The organism is Lentilactobacillus sunkii DSM 19904, assembly GCF_001435575.1.
In the GTDB taxonomy this organism is placed as follows: Bacteria; Bacillota; Bacilli; order Lactobacillales; family Lactobacillaceae; genus Lentilactobacillus; species Lentilactobacillus sunkii.
This window is the reverse complement of sequence record NZ_AZEA01000003.1, coordinates 18,147-37,592: the sequence shown is the minus strand read 5'-3', so window position 1 is coordinate 37,592 and position 19,446 is coordinate 18,147. Positions and strand designations below refer to the sequence as shown.

17 protein-coding genes are annotated in these 19,446 nt (G+C 41.9%); all 17 read left to right on the top strand.

Annotation, left to right across the window (positions count from 1 at the left end; genetic code table 11):
• Positions 1 to 23 precede the first annotated feature (23 nt).
• Positions 24 to 899, top strand: a complete 876-nt coding sequence (gene tsf, locus FD17_RS03465; protein WP_057823671.1) for a translation elongation factor Ts — start codon at positions 24 to 26, stop codon at positions 897 to 899.
• A 200-nt stretch (positions 900 to 1,099) separates the two neighbouring features.
• Positions 1,100 to 1,822: a UMP kinase gene (gene pyrH, locus FD17_RS03460; RefSeq protein WP_057823669.1), complete on the top strand. Its 723-nt coding sequence runs from the start codon at positions 1,100 to 1,102 to the stop codon at positions 1,820 to 1,822.
• A gap of 3 nt (positions 1,823 to 1,825) precedes the next feature.
• Complete coding sequence (gene frr, locus FD17_RS03455; RefSeq protein WP_057823667.1) at positions 1,826 to 2,389, top strand: ribosome recycling factor; 564 nt, start codon at positions 1,826 to 1,828, stop codon at positions 2,387 to 2,389.
• 16 nt (positions 2,390 to 2,405) lie between these two features.
• Positions 2,406 to 2,855 carry a hypothetical protein gene (locus tag FD17_RS03450; protein WP_057823665.1) on the top strand — a complete coding sequence of 150 codons (450 nt, stop codon included), beginning with the start codon at positions 2,406 to 2,408 and terminating at the stop codon, positions 2,853 to 2,855.
• 145 nt (positions 2,856 to 3,000) lie between these two features.
• Positions 3,001 to 3,771 (top strand): isoprenyl transferase, encoded by a 771-nt coding sequence (locus FD17_RS03445; RefSeq protein WP_057823663.1) that lies wholly within the window; start codon positions 3,001 to 3,003, stop codon positions 3,769 to 3,771.
• A gap of 12 nt (positions 3,772 to 3,783) precedes the next feature.
• The gene (locus FD17_RS03440) at positions 3,784 to 4,572 is read left to right on the top strand and encodes a phosphatidate cytidylyltransferase (RefSeq protein ID WP_057823662.1); all 789 of its coding nucleotides are present in this window, start codon (positions 3,784 to 3,786) and stop codon (positions 4,570 to 4,572) included.
• Between the two features lie 21 nt (positions 4,573 to 4,593).
• Positions 4,594 to 5,868 (top strand): RIP metalloprotease RseP, encoded by a 1,275-nt coding sequence (gene rseP, locus FD17_RS03435; protein WP_057823660.1) that lies wholly within the window; start codon positions 4,594 to 4,596, stop codon positions 5,866 to 5,868.
• A 30-nt stretch (positions 5,869 to 5,898) separates the two neighbouring features.
• Positions 5,899 to 7,608 (top strand): proline--tRNA ligase, encoded by a 1,710-nt coding sequence (locus tag FD17_RS03430; protein WP_057823657.1) that lies wholly within the window; start codon positions 5,899 to 5,901, stop codon positions 7,606 to 7,608.
• 122 nt (positions 7,609 to 7,730) lie between these two features.
• Entirely contained in the window at positions 7,731 to 12,050 is a 4,320-nt protein-coding gene (locus tag FD17_RS03425) for a PolC-type DNA polymerase III (protein ID WP_057823652.1), read from the top strand.
• A gap of 150 nt (positions 12,051 to 12,200) precedes the next feature.
• Entirely contained in the window at positions 12,201 to 12,674 is a 474-nt protein-coding gene (gene rimP / locus FD17_RS03420; RefSeq protein WP_057823645.1) for a ribosome maturation factor RimP, read from the top strand.
• Between the two features lie 17 nt (positions 12,675 to 12,691).
• Complete coding sequence (gene nusA, locus FD17_RS03415; RefSeq protein WP_057823638.1) at positions 12,692 to 13,870, top strand: transcription termination factor NusA; 1,179 nt, start codon at positions 12,692 to 12,694, stop codon at positions 13,868 to 13,870.
• A 19-nt stretch (positions 13,871 to 13,889) separates the two neighbouring features.
• A complete protein-coding gene (rnpM, locus tag FD17_RS03410) occupies positions 13,890 to 14,189 on the top strand; it encodes an RNase P modulator RnpM (protein WP_057823636.1) in 300 nt (99 codons plus the stop codon).
• Positions 14,179 to 14,496: a L7Ae/L30e/S12e/Gadd45 family ribosomal protein gene (locus FD17_RS03405; RefSeq protein ID WP_020280360.1), complete on the top strand. Its 318-nt coding sequence runs from the start codon at positions 14,179 to 14,181 to the stop codon at positions 14,494 to 14,496. Before rnpM ends, FD17_RS03405 begins: the two co-directional genes overlap by 11 nt.
• Before the next feature lie 4 nt (positions 14,497 to 14,500).
• Entirely contained in the window at positions 14,501 to 17,101 is a 2,601-nt protein-coding gene (gene infB, locus FD17_RS03400) for a translation initiation factor IF-2 (RefSeq protein WP_057823634.1), read from the top strand.
• A gap of 15 nt (positions 17,102 to 17,116) precedes the next feature.
• On the top strand, positions 17,117 to 17,470 hold the full coding sequence (rbfA, locus tag FD17_RS03395; RefSeq protein WP_057823632.1) for a 30S ribosome-binding factor RbfA: 354 nt from the start codon (positions 17,117 to 17,119) through the stop codon (positions 17,468 to 17,470).
• A gap of 83 nt (positions 17,471 to 17,553) precedes the next feature.
• Positions 17,554 to 18,459 carry a tRNA pseudouridine(55) synthase TruB gene (truB, locus tag FD17_RS03390; RefSeq protein WP_057823629.1) on the top strand — a complete coding sequence of 302 codons (906 nt, stop codon included), beginning with the start codon at positions 17,554 to 17,556 and terminating at the stop codon, positions 18,457 to 18,459.
• A gap of 18 nt (positions 18,460 to 18,477) precedes the next feature.
• Complete coding sequence (ribF, locus tag FD17_RS03385; RefSeq protein ID WP_057823628.1) at positions 18,478 to 19,434, top strand: riboflavin biosynthesis protein RibF; 957 nt, start codon at positions 18,478 to 18,480, stop codon at positions 19,432 to 19,434.
• Positions 19,435 to 19,446: the final 12 nt, after the last annotated feature.

Genomic DNA, 19,446 nt, shown 5'->3' with positions numbered 1-19,446 from the left:
ACAATTAAAGGGAGGCCACTAAGATGGCAAAAATTTCAGCATCTCAAGTTATGGATTTACGTAAGAAGACTGGCGTTGGTATGATGGACGCTAAGAAAGCATTGGTTGCTACTGAAGGCGACTTTGACAAGGCTATCGAAGTATTACGCGAAAAAGGTGTTGCCAAAGCAGAAAAGAAGAGCGGCCGAGTTGCTGCTAACGGTTTAACAACCATTGCCACTAATGGCAACGCTGCAGCAATCGTTGAAATCAACTCAGAAACCGACTTCGTTGCTTCAAGCGATCCATTCAAGGAACTTGTTAAGCGGGTTAGCGACGCCATTGTTGCTAACAAACCGGCTGATGTCGATGCTGCCATGGCATTGAAAACGGACAAGGGAACTGTTAAAGATGATTTGATTGAAACAACACAGGTTACCGGTGAAAAAGTTACTTTACGTCGTTTTGAAATTCTTGAAAAAAATGATGATGAATCATTTGGTTCATACCTGCATAATGGTGGACTGATTGGTGCCTTGGTTCAATTGAAGGGTGCTGACGAAGAAACCGCCAAGGATGTTGCAATGCACGTTGCCGCAACTAATCCTGAATTTCTTAATAAGGCAGAAGTACCTGCCGATCGTTTAGCCCATGAAAAAGAAGTTTTGACCCAAGAAGCATTGAATGAAGGTAAACCAGAAAAGATCGTTGAAAAAATGGTTGAAGGTCGTTTACACAAATTCCTTGCAGAAATTTGCCTTGAAGATCAAGACTTTGTTAAAGACCCAGATGTCACAGTTTCCAAGTATGTTGCTTCTAAGGGTGGTTCAATCGTCAAGTTCGTTCGCTACGAAGTTGGAGAAGGAATTGAAAAGAAACAACAAAGCTTCGAAGATGAAGTTCGTGATCAATTAAAGTAGTCTGATGAAGGGCCAGAGCAAGACAAAACGTTTTGTTCTGGTCTTTTTTTGCGGAGAACTCAGGGCTGTCGAGACTTTGATTGAATCACGGTGATCGAAAAAACATTTGATAAGAATTCTTGAATATACTTGTTTTCTTGTTGATTGCAACGTTAATATGCTAAAATTGGTAGTAATGATTAACTATGGGAGGCACTTGGATGTCTGAAGTGAAATACAATCGAATTATTTTAAAATTGAGTGGAGAAGCATTAGCCGGAGATCGAGGCTTTGGCATTAATCCACCAGTAATTAAGAACGTCGCCCAAGAAATCAAAGATATTTTTAATCTGGGCGTCCAGATCGGGATCGTTGTCGGCGGCGGCAACATGTGGCGTGGTGAAGCTGGTGCCGAAATGGGCATGGAACGGGCTCAAGCCGACTACATCGGTATGTTGGGAACAACCATGAATGGGCTTGCACTCCAAGATAACCTTGAACATTTGCAGGTTCCAACAAGAGTCCAAACATCAATCGAAATGCGTCAAATTGCAGAACCATATATTCGCCGAAAGGCCGTTCGTCATCTTGAGAAGGGCAGAGTTGTTATATTTGCTGCCGGGACTGGTAATCCTTACTTCTCAACGGATACAACTGCTGCCTTAAGAGCCGCAGAAATCGGTGCGGACGCGATCTTGATGGCTAAGAACGGTGTCGATGGCATTTATTCATCAGATCCACGGACACACAAAGATGCAGTCAAATTTGATACACTTTCATATATGGATATTTTAGAAAAAGGACTCAAAGTCATGGATTCAACAGCCAGTTCATTATCCATGGATAACCACATTCCACTGGTTGTCTTTAACTTGAACAAGCCCGGAAATATTCGCAAGGTCGTTACTGGTGAAAATATCGGAACAACTGTGAAGGAGAAATAATTTATGGCAGACGCACAATCAGTATTAAGTGAAGCAAAAGAAAAGATGAAAAATACGCGTGAGGTGCTTGAGCATGACATGGGAAGCATTCGTGCCGGTCATGCCAACGCCAGCTTGCTCAGTGGTGTAATGGTGGATTATTATGGCGCTCCAACACCTTTGAATCAGATTGCTTCAATTACAATTCCAGAAGCACGAGTAATTTTGATCACACCCTATGACAAGAGTGCTCTTGAAGATATTGAAAAGGGCATCTACGAAGCTGATCTTGGCATTAGTCCAGCTAACGATGGAACTGCAATTCGTTTGGCGGTCCCAGCATTAACTGAAGATCGACGTAAGGAAATTGCCAAACAGGTTAAAGCTACTGGCGAAAAGAGTAAAGTTGCAATTCGAAATGTCCGTCGTGAAGCAATGGACACACTTAAGCGCAGCAATAAGAGCGAAGATATCACAGACGATGAACTTCATCGATATGAAGATCAAGTTCAGAAATTGACTGACGATTCTATTAAGGGTGTCGATGGAATTGTATCCGACAAAGAACAAGAAGTAATGAATGGTTAGGAAGAAGGACAATATCATGGCAGACAATAATAACAATAATGCAGATAATGATGAAGTTGCAGTTGTACCGGGAACCGATGAATTTGGCAAGATGCTTTTCAAGCTGAATACGCCAGTGACTGAAGATAATTTAGGCGTACTGGATTATAATGGCGGCCATTTACAAACGGTCCAAGACGGTTTGTATGCAATGCCCGCTTATGTTACCGACGATTTCAATTTGTTCTTCATCGTTTCCCAATTAGTGGAAAATGATTGGGTGATTGCATTCTCAACTGCAACCATTGAAAATGACAATGAAATTACTGATTTATCAGAACCTTATACCACCGGGAAAGGACTCAACTTATTAGGACAAAAGAGTCCTGAAGATGCAAATAAACTATTAAAATATTTCAACACCTTGGCAGAAGCTAAACGTGGGGAATGGCGAATGGTTGAGCGTCCCGATGGCGAGTCCGACTAACAATTAATCGTATTTTATGGCTGGGAAAAAACTTCTGTTTTGTTCCAGCCATTTGGTGTTTAACGATATCTTGGTAATGAAATGAGTCCCAACAACTTTCAGGAAAGAACCGGCTTGTTAAAGACCATTTATTAAGGAGTATGCAATGTTTAAGAACACAGAAGACAATCACCAACTGACCAACAAGTTGGATCCGAACAACATCCCCGCACACGTTGCAATTATTATGGATGGAAATGGTCGTTGGGCACAAAAACGACATTTGCCCAGGATAGCTGGTCATAAACGGGGAATGGAAACAGTTAAGACTATCACCAAAGTTGCCAGTGACATGGGTGTTAAAGTTTTGACACTTTATGCGTTCTCAACTGAGAACTGGAAACGGCCGCATGACGAGGTCAGTTACTTGATGGGCCTACCGGTTAAGTTTTTTAACGATTTCATACCAGACCTGATCAAAAACAACGTGCAGGTCCGAGTGATGGGATTGATTGATCAATTACCAGCTCAGACTCAAAAAGCTGTTAATGACGCCATCAAAGATACTGAAGATTGTACTGGAATGGTCTTAAACTTTGCCTTGAATTATGGAAGCCGATTGGACATTACAATGGCGGTGCAAAGCATTGGCCGCCAAGTTGCTTCTGGAACGCTTGATCCCGAAAAGATTGATGATCAAACGATTTCAGATCATTTAATGACCGGATTTCTTGGTCAATTGGCTGATCCGGATCTTTTAATTCGGACCAGTGGTGAAGAACGAATTTCTAATTTTTTATTATGGCAGATTGCGTACAGCGAATTAGTGTTCACGGACGTTTTGTGGCCCGATTTCGACCGAGTCGTTTTTGAAGAAATGATGTTGGAATATCAGCGTCGCGACCGTCGCTTTGGCGGTATTAAAACTAGTAAATAGGGGAGAAACAAATTGAAACAACGTGTAATAACAGCCGTCGTAGCATTATTAATATTCATTCCAATCATTGTGATGGGCGGAATATGGGTTGATATTGCCGCATTGGCGCTTGGAATTGTGGCAATTTCAGAAATTCTGGTTATGAAAAAGAAACTGTTAATTTCACCAGAATCAATTATTGCTTATCTAGGAGTATGTTCATTGATTCTCCCCGATGCATGGACCAGTTTTTTGCCCGGCCATATCAGTCAAAACTTTGTATTTTTTATATTTGTTTTGATGCTTCTGTTACAGACCGTATTGAGCAGAAATCTTTTTTCATTTGATGATGTCGGGGTTATCGTCCTTGGTATGTTATATATCGGAATGGGCTTCCATTACTTTATTGCAGCCAGAGGCCTGGGCCTGACGGTGTTGCTGTATGCACTGTTCATTGTTTGGGTTACCGACAGCGGTGCATACATCTTTGGAAGAATGTTTGGTAAGCATAAGCTGGCGCCAAGAATTAGCCCCAATAAAACTTGGGAAGGCTCGATCGGTGGTTCACTTGCTGCGACAATTCTGTGTACCGTTTTTGTGGTTTTCTACCCCATTTCCGGGCATTCACTCTTGCAAATGTTTGTCTTCACGATTATTCTCTCAATAGCTGGTCAATTTGGTGATTTGATCGAATCAGCTTTGAAAAGATATTATGGTGTCAAAGATTCAGGGAAAATTTTACCCGGTCATGGTGGCATTTTAGACCGATTTGACAGCTTATTGTTTGTTCTGCCAATGCTTCATTTGGTTGGAATCATTTAGTTTTTAGGAGGAAAGAGTCACTTGATAACTACAATTATTGTCTTCATCATCGTTTTTGGGATTCTTGTGATCTTTCATGAGTTTGGTCATTACATTACTGCTAAACGCTCGGGCATTTTAGTCCGGGAGTTTTCTGTTGGGATGGGACCAAAAGTCTTTTATTACCGAAAAAATAGTACGACCTTTACATTAAGACTGTTGCCGCTTGGAGGGTATGTCCGAATGGCGGGAGAGGCAGATGACGGCGAAGATGAATTAAAGCCCGGAACTCCGGTTACTTTGCAGCTCAATGATAATGGTGTCGTTACATCAATTAACACCAGTAATAAACATTCACTTTTTCAAGGGATTCCATTGACGGTTACCGATACGAACTTGGATGACAATTTGTACATCAAAGGCTATGAAAATGGTGATGAATCCCAGGTTAAATCATTTCCCGTTGATCATGATGCAACAATTGTTGAAAAGGATGGAACGGAACTCCAGATAGCACCAAGAGATGTTCAGTTTCAGTCAGCATCATTGCCAAACAGAATGCTGACAAATGTTGCCGGCGTTTTTAATAACCTGCTGCTGGCAATCCTGGTATATACAATCTTGGGCTTTGTTCAAGGTGGGGTTGCTTCCAACACCAATAAAATCAATGTTCTGCCATCGGATTCGGTTGCTAAAACAGCTGGTGTCAAGTCTGGTGATCGCATCATCGAAGTTGATGGACATAAGATCAGCGACTGGCAAGATTTGACAGTTCAAATCCGCTCTAAAGCCGATAAAAGAATTGCGGTTAAAGTGGATCGAAATGGCAAAGACAAAGTTTTAACGATGAAGCCCAAGACTCAAACATCCGGTGGTACAACATCCGGCTTCATTGGAATCACCCAGACGATGGATAAGAGCTTCAAGGCCAAAATTCTTTCTGGATTTACGATGACCTGGTCAGTTGCCAAACAACTATTTGGTGCTTTGTGGAGCATGGTCAGTGGTCACTTCAGCTTAAATGATTTGGGTGGACCAGTGGCAATCTTTGCAACAACGTCTCAGGCTGCCAAGATGGGCTTATCGGGCGTGTTGAATTTCTTAGCGTTTCTTTCACTTAACTTGGCGATTATCAATTTAATCCCAATTCCTGGACTTGACGGTGGGAAATTGATCTTAAACCTTTTAGAAGCAATCAGAAGAAAGCCAGTCTCTCAAACGACCGAAACAGTCGTGACCCTAATTGGTTTTGCATTCCTGATGTTACTGATGATATTGGTAACCTGGAACGATATCGAGCGATACTTTTTACATTAATTAAGTAAATTTTGAAGGAGAACCTTACAAATGAAGCAATCACAGATGCTAATTCCGACACTCAAAGAAACTCCCAAGGGAGCGGAAGCTTTAAGTCACCAAATGTTGGTTCGAGGTGGTTATATTCGCCAAGTTTCAGCAGGTATGTATGCATATTTGCCATTGGCCTATCGTGTTTTACAGAAGATCGAGACAATTATCAGACAGGAAATGGAGAAAACATCAGCTCACGAAATGTTGATGCCCGACATTTTGCCTGCTGATCTTTGGAAAGAATCGGGTCGTTATGATACATATGGTCCCGAATTGTTTAAGTTTAAGAATCGGCATGATACTGATTTTATTTTGGGACCAACACATGAAGAGACGTTTACGGCTTTGATTCGTGACTCAATCAAATCATACAAACAGCTGCCGTTGGTTCTATATCAAATTCAAAATAAGTATCGGGATGAAAATCGACCTCGTTATGGTTTACTGCGAAGCCGTGAATTCATTATGAAAGATGCGTATTCATTTGCAACCAATGAGGACGACCTGGACACAACCTATAAGGCCATGGAACAAGCTTATCGCAACATTTTTGATAGAATTGGGTTAAAATACCGCGTTATCATAGGTAACGGTGGTGCCATGGGCGGTTCTGATTCTAAGGAATTCTCTGCGATGGCTGCCGTTGGTGAAGACACGATCGTTTATTCTGATGAGAGTGACTACTTTGCCAATTTGGAAATGGCAAAATCAAAGGTTACTGATCAGCCAACAGAAGCGACTGAGGAAGAACTCAAAAAAGTTGAAACCCCTAATGCCAAGACAATTGCTGAGGTCGCTGACTTTTTGAAAGTTTCAGACACTCAAACAATTAAATCAATGTTGTACATTGCCGATGAAAAGCCGGTTATGGTGCTGGTTCGGGGCGATTACGACGTTAATGATGTTAAGTTGAAGAACTATCTGGGTGCGGATTTTCTTTCTTTGGCCACTGACGATGAAGCCAAAAAATATTTAGGTGCTGATTTTGGATCACTTGGACCAGTTGGTGTGGGCGAAGACGTGAAGATTGTTGCCGATCAACGAGTTGCCAATATGAAGAATGCCGTTGTTGGCGCTGACCAAGATGGCTATCATTATGTCAATGCCAATTCAGGCCGCGACTTCAGAATTGATGAAGTGGATGATTTTGTGGTTGTTAAAGAAGGCGAATTATCCCCAGACGGAAAAGGAACCTTGAAGTTCACTCGTGGTATTGAAATTGGTCATATCTTTAAACTGGGAACCCGATATTCCAAGAGTTTAAAGGCTAACGTTCTGGATGAAAATGGTCGCGCCGTTCCTGTCATTATGGGTTCATATGGAATCGGTGTAAGCCGATTGTTGTCTGCCATTTCAGAACAAAATGCTGATGAAAATGGATTGGTTTGGCCAAAATCAGTGGCACCGTTTGATGTTCACATTATCCCAATCAATGCCAAGAAAGCCGTTCAAATGGATCTGGCAGCTCAAATTGAAACTGAATTGACCAATAGTGGTTTACAAGTTTTGGTCGATGATCGTAAAGAGCGAGCCGGTGTGAAGTTTGCCGACTCTGACTTGATGGGTATTCCGTTAAGAATTACCATCGGTAAAAAAGCTGAAGATGGGATTGTAGAAGTTAAGGTTCGAAAAACCGGTGAAACAGACGAAAGCTCAGTTGCCGATTTAAGTGAAACAATAAATAAATTGTTGAAGAATCTTGACTAATTATGTCGTAACTAATTAATATAGACGTATGTTTTCGTCGCTTCTAAACTGGTTGGACCAAAACTTGGGTTTTGCGTCCAGCCAGTTGTTGTAAAACCGTTAATTTTAAAAGAGGTACTGTGATGAGTTTGGATCGAAGTCAATTATTTGAAAAGCTGCTCGAACAGCTTCAATGGACAAAGGCAACCGAATTGCCTTATTTTCAAGACGCCAAGATTGACCGTCTGGAAGTTCATAAACAAAGTCAGCGTTGGCAGTTTGATATTTCGATTCCTCGAATTCTGCCATTTGAGGTTTTTAATGATTTCAATGCGCGGCTTCAATCTGCTTTCAAGGAGATTGCTGACGTTTCTTTGAATATTTCTGCTGATAACGATACATTCACTGAGCAATTGTTACGACAGTATTGGCAGTGGGTGGTACCCCACAGTGGTGTCACCTCTCCCTTGATGAAAGAATTATGTGCGGACAAATTTCCATCAATTGTTGATTCTCGGGTAGAGTTTATTGCTGAAAACGACATTGTTAAAGATTTTATGACTAACACCGCGTTAGGCCCGATCGAAGATGCGTTTCAACGCGCCGGGTTTCCTGATTTTACGATTCATACGATTGTAGACGAAAGTTCGTCCCAGCAGAATATTCAGGCACTTAAAAAGAAAAATGACGCTGCAAATGCCCAATTGGTCAAAAAAGCCAATGAAGCGATCCAGGAAAATGCCAAAGCACATCCTAAGAAAGGCAACGGTGGTGGTAAATCGACTATTGGCCGTCGTATTAAAGATGATTTGCCTGTCATGAAAATGGAAGAAATTGTTGAAGAAGAGCGCTCGGTTGTCGTTTCCGGCTACGTGTTCGATAAGGAAATCCGTTCGCTGCGCTCAGGCCGGCAGTTGTTGATGCTGAAGATTACTGATTACACATCATCAATTCAAGTTAAGAAGTTTTCCAATAAAGGCGAAGAAGCTCTATTTGAAGGCATCAATGAAGGCGATTGGGTTAAAGTTCGAGGAAGTGTTCAAGAAGATAACTACTCTCATGAACTGACTTTGAATGCTTATGATATCAATCCAATTAAAAAAGTCAGTCGAAAAGATACTGCTCCGGATGACAAAAAGCGGGTTGAGCTTCATTTGCATACAACCATGAGCCAAATGGATGCGACCAACAATATTGCTGACTTTGCTAAACAAGCTAAAAGTTTTGGCCAAAAAGCATTGGCAATTACCGATCACGCTGGTGTTCAAGGATTTCCTGATGCGTTTCATGCTGGCCAAAAGAATGATCTCAAAATGCTGTATGGTGTCGAAATCAACCTTGTAGATGATGGGGTACCGATTACTTATAATGACAAGCACGTTCCACTGAAGGATGCCACCTATGTCGTCTTTGATACTGAAACAACTGGTTTATCGGCAATCTATGATCGGGTTATTGAGCTTTCTGCTGTCAAAATGCAAAATAGCAATGTGATCGATCAGTTTGAAGAGTTTATTGATCCCGGCTTTCATTTGTCGGAGAGAACCACAAATTTAACATCAATCACGGATGAAATGGTCCACGGATCAAAGTCAGAGGAAGAGGTCTTTAAACTTTTCCGCGAATTCTGTGGCGACGCGATTGTTGTTGGGCATAATGTCACATTTGATATGGGCTTTATGAACACCGGGTATGTTCGACACGGCATGCACGAGATGGAAAATCCAATTATTGATACTTTGACTTTAGCCAGATTTTTATATCCTAATTTACGTGGTTATCGTCTGAATACACTTGCCAAGAAATTCGATGTCAGCTTGGAACATCACCATAGAGCGATTTATGATGCTGAAACCACCGGCCACTTAAACTATCTGTTCCTAAAGGATGCCGAGGACCGTTATGGGATTGTTTATCATGACGAACTCAACGATCATATGACAGATAACGATGCTTATCGGCATGCGCGGCCTTCTCATGCTATCTTATTGGCAAAGACTCAGGCTGGACTGAAAAACATGTTCAAGATTGTCTCGTTATCAAATGTTGAATATTTCTACCGGGTTCCAAGAGTACCTCGAACCCAATTGGAAAAGTATCGGGACGGAATTATCGTTGGTTCCGCTTGTTCATCAGGCGAAGTGTTTACAGCGATGATGCAAAAAGGACTGGATGAAGCTCGGCAAAAAGCCGGTTTCTATGACTATTTGGAAGTTCAGCCAAAACGCGCCTATGCACCCTTGATTGAATCCGGTTTGATTGCGGATAATGACAATCTTGAGAAGATTTTGACAAATATGGTTAAGCTCGGAGACGAGTTGAACAAGCCAGTAGTGGCTACCGGCGATGTTCATTATCTTAACCCGCAGGATTATATTTACCGGAAGATTTTGATCAATTCACAAGGTGGTGCCAATCCATTAAATCGTCAGGAATTGCCTGATTTACATTTCCTCACGACTGATGAAATGCTTGGTGACTTTGAATTTCTTGGTAAAGATAAAGCCGAAGAGATTGTTGTTACCAACACCAACAAGATTGCTGATGAAATTGACGATGTTCATCCATTGAAAGATAAGCTTTACACACCTCGCATGGAAGGTGCCGAAGATGAGATTAAGACTCGGACAATGAACACTGCGCACGCCTGGTATGGCGATCCGCTTCCAAAAATTGTTTCCGATCGATTGGACAAAGAATTAAAGAGTATCATCGGAAACGGATTCTCAGTTATTTATTTAATTGCGCAAAGGCTGGTTGCCAAGAGTAACAAAGATGGGTACTTGGTAGGTTCACGTGGATCTGTTGGTTCGAGCCTGGTTGCTACACTGACTGGAATTACCGAAGTGAATCCATTGCCACCGCATTACCGTTGCCCCAACTGTCAGCACACTGAGTTTTTCACGAAGGGTGAATATAGTTCTGGATATGATTTACCTCATAAGAAGTGCCCTAAGTGTGGCACAATGATGATTGGCGATGGGCACAACATCCCGTTTGAAACTTTCTTAGGTTTTACCGGGAATAAGGTCCCTGATATTGATTTGAACTTCTCTGGTGATTATCAGCCAATCGCTCACAATTATACGAAGGTACTGTTCGGTGAAAAGAATGTGTTCCGTGCCGGGACAATTGGTACGGTTGCTGATAAGACAGCATATGGGTATGTTAAGGCCTACGAGCGCGATAAAGGCGAAGTGTATCGTCAAGCTGAAGAGGACCGGTTAGCCAAGGGTGCTACCGGTGTTAAAAGAACTACCGGCCAACATCCTGCCGGAATCATTGTTGTTCCCGACTACATGGATATTTATGATTTTACGCCGATTCAATATCCTGCCGATGACCAGGATGCTGCTTGGCAGACAACCCACTTTGATTTCCATTCGATCCATGACAATATTTTAAAAATTGATATTTTGGGTCATGATGATCCAACTATGATCCGGATGCTCCAAGATTTATCAGGAATTAATCCAAAGACAATTCCAATGGATGATCCCGGTGTGATGTCAATCTTCTCAAGCCCGAAAATTTTGGGTGTGACTGAAGATCAGATCCAGTCAAAAACCGGAACCCTTGGTGTCCCAGAATTTGGTACCAGGTTTGTCCGTGGCATGCTGGAGCAGACTCATCCAAGTAATTATTCTGAATTGCTCCAGATCTCTGGATTGTCACATGGAACCGATGTCTGGATGGGTAATGCCGATGAATTGATTAAAAACGGTACTGCAACAATTGCCAATGTGATTGGGTGTCGTGACAACATCATGACCGACTTGATTAATTGGGGCCTTGACTCTGAATTGTCCTTCCAGATCATGGAAAGTGTTCGTCACGGACGAGGTATTCCTGACGACTGGCAGGCTGAGATGAAAAAGGCCAAGATTCCAGACTGGTACATTCAATCCTGTCTGAAGATCAAGTACATGTTCCCACGGGCGCATGCCGCTGCTTACATCTTAATGGCGTTGCGAATTGCCTACTTCAAGGTTTATTTCCCAATGGTATACTATGCTTCTTATTTCTCAGTTCGTGCGGATGACTTTGATATCGTTTCAATGTGTCGTGGTAAAGAAGCTGTTAAGAATGCCATGCGGACAATTAACGATAAGGGTATGGAAGCATCAACCAAAGAGAAAAACTTATTAACCGTTTTGGAGTTGGCCAACGAAATGCTTGAACGCGGTTTTAACTTCCACATGGTTGATTTGGATAAATCCGATGCCAGCGAATGGTTAATTGATGGCAAGACATTGATTGCACCATTTAATTCTGTCCCAGGTTTGGGATTGAACGTTGCCAAACAAATTGTGGCTGCCCGTGAAGACAAACCCTTTATTTCAAAAGAAGATTTGGCTAAGCGTGGAAAGGTATCCAAGACATTGATTGACTTTATGACTGAAAACAACGTTTTGAAAGGGTTACCCGATGAAAACCAATTAAGTTTGTTCGATATGATGTAAGCTTGATCAAAATTCTACGATCAATGCTGCAACGCGTGTTCGAGTTGTAATATATTAAGTAATATGGTATAGTTAATTTACTAAATAACTTGTAAGGGAGTGAGCAGAGATGCTCGCTCTTTTTAATGGAAAATTTAAGGAGGCCTATCTTTGAGCAATGTAGTTGAAACGGTCAAGCAAGTTGTTGAACCAATTTTAGAAAACCATGAATTTTACTTATTCGATGTCGAATTTGTAAAAGAAAATAAAAGTTGGTATTTACGAGTTTATATTGATAAAAAAGGTGGGATCACCATTGATGACTGTGTCATGGTCAGCGATGAGTTGAGTGAAAAGCTTGACGCTATGGATCCCGATCCAATTCCACAAGCTTATTTTCTGGAGGTTTCATCTCCAGGTGCCGAACGGCCGCTTCGAAACGATGAAGAGCTTAATCAAGCAATTGGTGAATACATCCATGTTTCACTTTATAAGAATTTAAATGGCAGTAAGACTTTTGAAGGAACACTCAAATCATTGAATGACGATGTTTTAACCCTTCAAAATGATAAGTGGGGCAAACAGGATACGCTTGAAATACCGCGGAATTTGATTGCAAAATCACGGCTCGCAATTCAATTTTAATCAAAGGAGACACAATAATGAGTAAAGAACTTTTAGGAGCGCTATCTGCCCTTGAAGAAGAAAAAGGCATCAAAAAAGAAGTTGTGATTGAAGCCTTGGAAGCTGCTTTGGTTTCAGCTTATAAACGGAATTATGGTCAGGCCCAAAACGTTGAAGTTTCATTTGACGAAAAAAAGGGTGAGATGCACGTTTATTCCGTTAAAACGGTTGTTGACGATGTGACAGATGATCAGCTCCAGGTATCACTTGACCAGGCACTTGAAATTAACAAAGGTTATGAATTAGGCGATGAAATTAAATATGAAGTAACCCCCAAGAACTTTGGCCGGATCGCTGCTCAAACTGCTAAGCAGGTTATCATGCAGCGGGTTCGAGAAGCTGAACGGGAAAATGTTTTCGATGAATATTCAAAATATGAAGATGAGTTGGTAACTGGGACTGTTGAGCGTCAGGATACCCGATTCGTTTATGTAAATTTAGGTAAGGTGGAAGCCGTTATGGGTTCCAAAGATATGATGCCTAATGAAGTTTATCGGCCACAAGACAGAATCAAGGTTTATGTCACCAAGGTTGAAAATGCTACCAAGGGGCCACAGGTTTTTGTCAGCCGCACTGCGCCAGGGATGCTCAAACGGTTATTTGAACAAGAAGTTCCAGAGATTTATGATGGTACTGTAGAAATTGTTTCAATTGCCAGAGAAGCCGGCGATCGTGCGAAGGTTGCCGTTCGCTCCAACAATTCAGACATTGATCCGGTTGGAACTGCAGTCGGGCCAAGAGGTCAACGAGTCCAAACGATTGTTAACGAGCTTCATGGTGAAAACATGGATATCGTTGAATGGGACGAGGATGATGCATCATATATTGCAAACTCGCTAAATCCCGCAGAAGTCATCGATGTTATATTTGATGATGATAACGAACGGGCATGTACTGTAATTGTTCCTGACTATCAATTGTCTTTGGCAATCGGTAAAAAAGGTCAAAACGCGCGTTTGGCAGCCAAACTGACTGGATTTAAGATTGATATCAAATCTGAAACTGAAGCAAAAGAGTTTTTGGCCAACAAAGCTGCTGCTTCGAATGCAGATGATCCGAGTGCTGATGGTTCTGATAATCAAGCTTCAGAGTCGACAACGGATGATCCAAATAGCAACCCTGATTCCGACGATACGGAAGACAGCACGAACGACTAATTTTTAGGAGGCGATTTTTTTGAAAAAAAGAAAAATTCCAATGCGTAAAGATATCGTTACTGGTGACATGGCGCCAAAAAAAGAATTAGTCAGAATCGTTCGTGACTCAGATGGCCACGTATCAATCGACGAAACGGGCAAAAAATCCGGTCGAGGGGCTTATATTTCAATTAATGTTGAGATTGCCAAAAAGGCAAAGGCCGAACATACTTTTGAAAAAGTGTTTTCAACAACTTTGGATGACAATTTTTACGATGAGTTGATTGCCTATGTAGATCATAAGCAAGCTCGAAAAGAGTTGTTTGAAGATGGACAATAACCAGGCGATCCTGAATTTTTTGGGGTTGGCCAGAAGAGCAAGCAAAATTGTTTCCGGCCAAGATATGCTATTATCCCAGATTCGCAGCGGCAAGATCTTTTTCTTGTTTATTGCGACAGATACTGGCAAAGCTACCCAGAAAAAATTTAATGATAAGTCGAATTACTATCATATCCCCGTAAATACCAGTTACACTAAAGCAGTGTTAAGTGATGCAATTGGAATGAAACGAACCATTATCGGGATTTCCGATCGGGGTATGGCAAAGAAATTGGTTGAATTAACCGATAATAATAAAGGAGAGTGATTATATGGGGAAAAAGCGAATTTACGAATTAGCTAAAGAACTGAATGTCTCCAGTAAGCAAATCGTTGACCGTGGTAACAAACAAGGCTTCGATATTAAAAATCACATGTCAACAGTTGACGCAAATCAAGAACGTCAAATTAGAGCGATGTTTAGCAAGGGTGGAAAGACCAGTAATCAGACCAGCGCACATTCCGGCAGCAGTCAACATGCTGCAGCCAAGCCAACTCATACCACTGGTTCAAACAAAACCCATTCGACTAGTTCAAATCATGCAGAACATTCAAGTGCCCATACACAGAATCGCCCAGCTGCGCGTACGAACAACAGCAACAATCATACTCACAATGTAGGCAGTCATAACCAAAATTCTAATTCTGCCAACCATAACAATAATAATCATAGCAGTTCAAATCATTCGAATAGCACGCAGAGCGGTCGTTCAACTGATCAGCGGAATCATTCCAATACTAATCGGTCGAACAATTTTAACCGTTCAGGAAATTCGAACCAGTCAAACAATGGCAACAATTCCAATAACGATCGTCGTAATAATCACTCCTCGAATACTTCGTCAGCCCGTCCGGCAGCAAGTCATTCGACCGGCAGCAATACGTCATCAAGTAATCATTCCAATTCGAATAACAGTTCCAATCATTCTTCAAATAACTTTTCAAATCACAATACAGGTAGCGGCCGTTTTGGCGGCAGTTTAAATCGAAATACCAATCGTGGTGGTTCAAGAAAAGCGAATAAGAAGCGGAACAAAAAGCAGCGTAAGCAAAAGAATCAACGGTTACGTGAAGTAGAACATCATGGTGCTCCAGAACGTAAGAGCCGTCCATTACCAAAGGTTCTTGAATACCAAGATGGCATGAACGCACAGGAGCTGGGGAAATTACTTCATAGAGAACCGGCTGAAATTGTCAAGAAATTGTTTATGTTGGGTGTGATGGTTAACCAAAACCAATCCCTTGATAAAGATACGATTGAAATTTTAGCTGCTGATTATGGTATCGAGGCACAGGAAAAGGTTCATGAAGACCTTTCCGATCTTGATAAGATTTTTGAAAAAGAAATGGAAAACACCGATAATTTGGTATCTCGGCCGGCTGTCGTAACCATCATGGGTCACGTTGATCATGGTAAGACGACCTTGCTTGACCACTTGAGACATTCTCACATTACTGCTGGTGAAGCAGGTGGAATTACTCAGGCCATTGGTGCTTACCAAGTGCGTCATGGTGACAATGTCATTACATTCTTGGATACCCCTGGACATGCTGCCTTTACTGAAATGCGTGCCCGTGGTGCCAATATTACCGATATCACCATTTTGGTGGTGGCTGCCGATGATGGGGTTATGCCTCAGACAATTGAAGCCATCAACCATGCCAAGGCTGCCAAGACTCCGATCATTGTTGCGATCAATAAGATTGATAAGCCGGATGCAAATCCACAACATGTTACCGATCAATTGATGCAATACGGTCTGGTTCCTGAAAAACTTGGTGGGGACACGATCTTTGTTGATATTTCTGCCAAATTTGGTAAGAATATTGATGAGTTGCTTGACATGATTGCTTTGGAAGCCGAAGTGATGGAATTGAAGGCTGATCCAGATCAACCAGCTGCCGGTTCGGTTATTGAAGCTCGTTTGGATCAAGGTAAGGGACCTGTTGCCACATTGCTGGTTCAACAAGGTACATTACATGTTGGAGATCCAATCGTTGCCGGCCATACATTTGGTCGAGTGCGGACAATGACCAACGAACGTGGCCGTGAGTTGAAGAAGGCAACCCCATCTATGCCAGTTTCAATTACAGGTTTAAATGAGGTTCCTGAAGCCGGAGATCGTTACGTTGTCTTTAACGATGAGAAGACTGCCCGTTCAGTTGGTGAAGAACGTGCCAAAGAAGCTCAAGTTGAAGAACGTCGTAAGACAACCCGGGTAACGTTGGACAGCTTGTTTGATTCGCTTAAAGAAGGCGAAATGAAAGAAGTTGACATCGTCATCAAGGCAGATGTCCAAGGATCAGTAGAGGCACTGGCCAACAGTCTGCAAAAGATTGAGGTGAAAGGTGTTAAAGTCAACATCATCCATTCTGGCGTAGGGGCAATTAATGAAAGTGATGTCGCATTGGCGGAAGCAAGTAATGCGATTATTATCGGATTTAACGTTCGACCAACACCACAGGCCAAGTCTCAAGCTGATAGCGACCATGTTGATATTCGTCTCCATCAAGTTATTTACAATGCCATTGATGAAGTTGAATCAGCTATGAAGGGGATGCTTGCTCCTACTTATAAAGAAGAAGTCACCGGCCAAGTTGAGGTCCGTGATATCTTTAAAGCTTCCAAGGTAGGAACAATCGCCGGTGGAATGGTTGTTGACGGCGTTGTTGAGAAGAACAGCAAAGTTCGCTTGATTCGTGATGGTGTCGTTGTTTACACGGGTGAATTGAACAGCTTGAAGCGATTCAAAGACGACGTTAATGAAGTTAAGCAAGGATTTGAATTAGGCTTGACCATCAAAGACTATAATGACATTAAAGTCGGCGATGTGATCGAGGCATATATTATGAAACAAGTGCCTGTCAAGTAATTTGGAGGTGTTTCTATGGCTCATTATCGTGTAGGCCGATTGGAACAGGAAATTCAAAAAGAAGTTAATGATATTTTATTAAAACGAGTTCGTGATCCACGCGTTCAGGGTGTGACTTTAACGGGTGTTGAAGTCACCGGAGATCTCCAGCAGGCAACCATCTACTACAGTATTTTGTCCGATAAAAAAGAGGATGAAGACACGACTGCTCAGGGACTGGAAAAAGCTGCCGGATTGATTCGTGGTGAACTTGGACATCGTCTAAGTATATATAAAACCCCAGAGATCAAGTTTGAACTGGACACATCTGTTCAGTATGGCGACAAGATCGACCGTCTAATTAATAAACTGAATCAAAATGGTCAATAACGATTTTAACTGCTCACGCCTTGATGGCTGGGCAGTTTTTTTGTGATATAATTTTATTACATGAAAAATTTAGGAGAATTCGAATGGATGGAGTTATTGCGTTATACAAGGAGCGTGGCATGACCAGCCACGACTGCATTAGCAAGTTGAGAAAAATCTTGCACACAAAAAAAGTTGGACATACCGGAACGTTGGATCCCAATGTTGATGGCGTATTGCCGATTTGTATTGGTCAGGCAACAAAAATCAGCGAGTTGCTGATGCATTCCGGCAAAATCTACCGTGGTGCGATCATGTTGGGTCAGTCCTATGACAGTGAAGACCTTGATGGCAAATTGATTGAGCAGGTGGCAATTGACAAACCACTTGCAAATGACCAAATCGATCATGCTCTTGCCAAATTGACGGGCGATATCATGCAGACACCGCCGATGTATTCCGCAGTTAAGGTAAATGGCCGTAAATTGTACGAATATGCACGAGAAGGTCTTACAATTGAACGTGCGGCTCGTCCAATTCGCATTGATTACTTCAAACAAATTAAGCCTTCTCATTATGATGAGACAAGCAAAACCCAGACTATTTATTTTGAAGTGGCCTGTTCAAAGGGGACTTATGTGAGAACACTTGCGGTTGATTTCGGCAAGTTAGTCGGTTTTCCTTCGGTTATGTCGGATCTAACACGGATTTCGAGTGGTGGTTTTGATATTTCCCAGACATCAAGCCTGTCTGACATTCAGTCAGCTGTTGATGCTGGCAGGATTGATGATGTTTTGCATCCATTATCCGAGGCTTTGGCCAGTTATCCAGTTTATCAATTGGATGATAGTCGGTGGGAAATTGTCTCCCATGGCGGATTCCTGGATAAATCAATTTGCCCGGAACATTCAGCCGTTGTCAGACTGGATTATCAGCAAACCGTCAAGGCGTTATATAAATTCGATGAAAAAGTCGGTCAGTACCGGCCATTTAGAATGTTTTTAGCTTAAAAAGGTAGGTTGCAGATTATGAAAATATCAAAATTACATTATCCTTTATCAGATGATTTTAAGGTTGATGGACCGACAGTTGTTGCGATGGGATTTTTCGATGGGTTCCATAAGGGCCATCAGACAGTTTTACAGCGTGCAAAGGACGAAGCAGAAAAGCGCGGTGCTAAACTTGCCGTTTTGACTTACGATCATCACCCGGCAATTGTTTATCGAAAAATGTCGCCTCATGAACAGCGTTACTTGACATTGAATGCATACAAAATGAAGCTGCTTGAAGATTTTGGGGTTGATCAGGTGTTCTTGGTGAACTACTCATACGATTTCCAAAGCCAGACACCAGAAGAATTCATTAACAACTTTTTGAAACGATTTAATGCAGTTGCTGTGGTTGCCGGCTTTGATCATACCTATGGCGATAAAAAAGTTGCGACAATGGCCAATTTCCCGAAGTATGTTAAAGGGGCATTTGATGTTATCACCGTGCCATCCGTCAATATCAATGAAAAAAAAGTCAGCTCGACACGCATCCGGATTGAATTGGATTCAGGTGATGTCGACAGCGTGACTGATCTGTTGGGCAGACCTTTTAAAACTCGTGGCGTCATCGTTCATGGCGAAGAACGCGGCCGATTGCTTGGTTATCCAACTGCTAATGTTGAACATTCAGAATATCAATGGCTGCCAGCTGTTGGTATCTACGTAGTGACAGTTGAAATTGCCGGTAAGCGTTATTTGGGCATGGCTTCAATTGGCAGAAATGTCACTTTTTCAGATGTTCATCCAATGACAGTTGAAATCAATCTGATGGATTTCAACCGAAACATCTATGGCGAAGTCGTGAATGTGAACTGGCTTTCATATTTAAGAGGAGAAATTAAATTTCAAACTCCGGAAGACTTAATTGATCAACTGGATAAGGATAAACAGGCCACAAGAGAATATTTGGAACAGCATCCAGATGTCATCAATTAGCACTATTAGCAC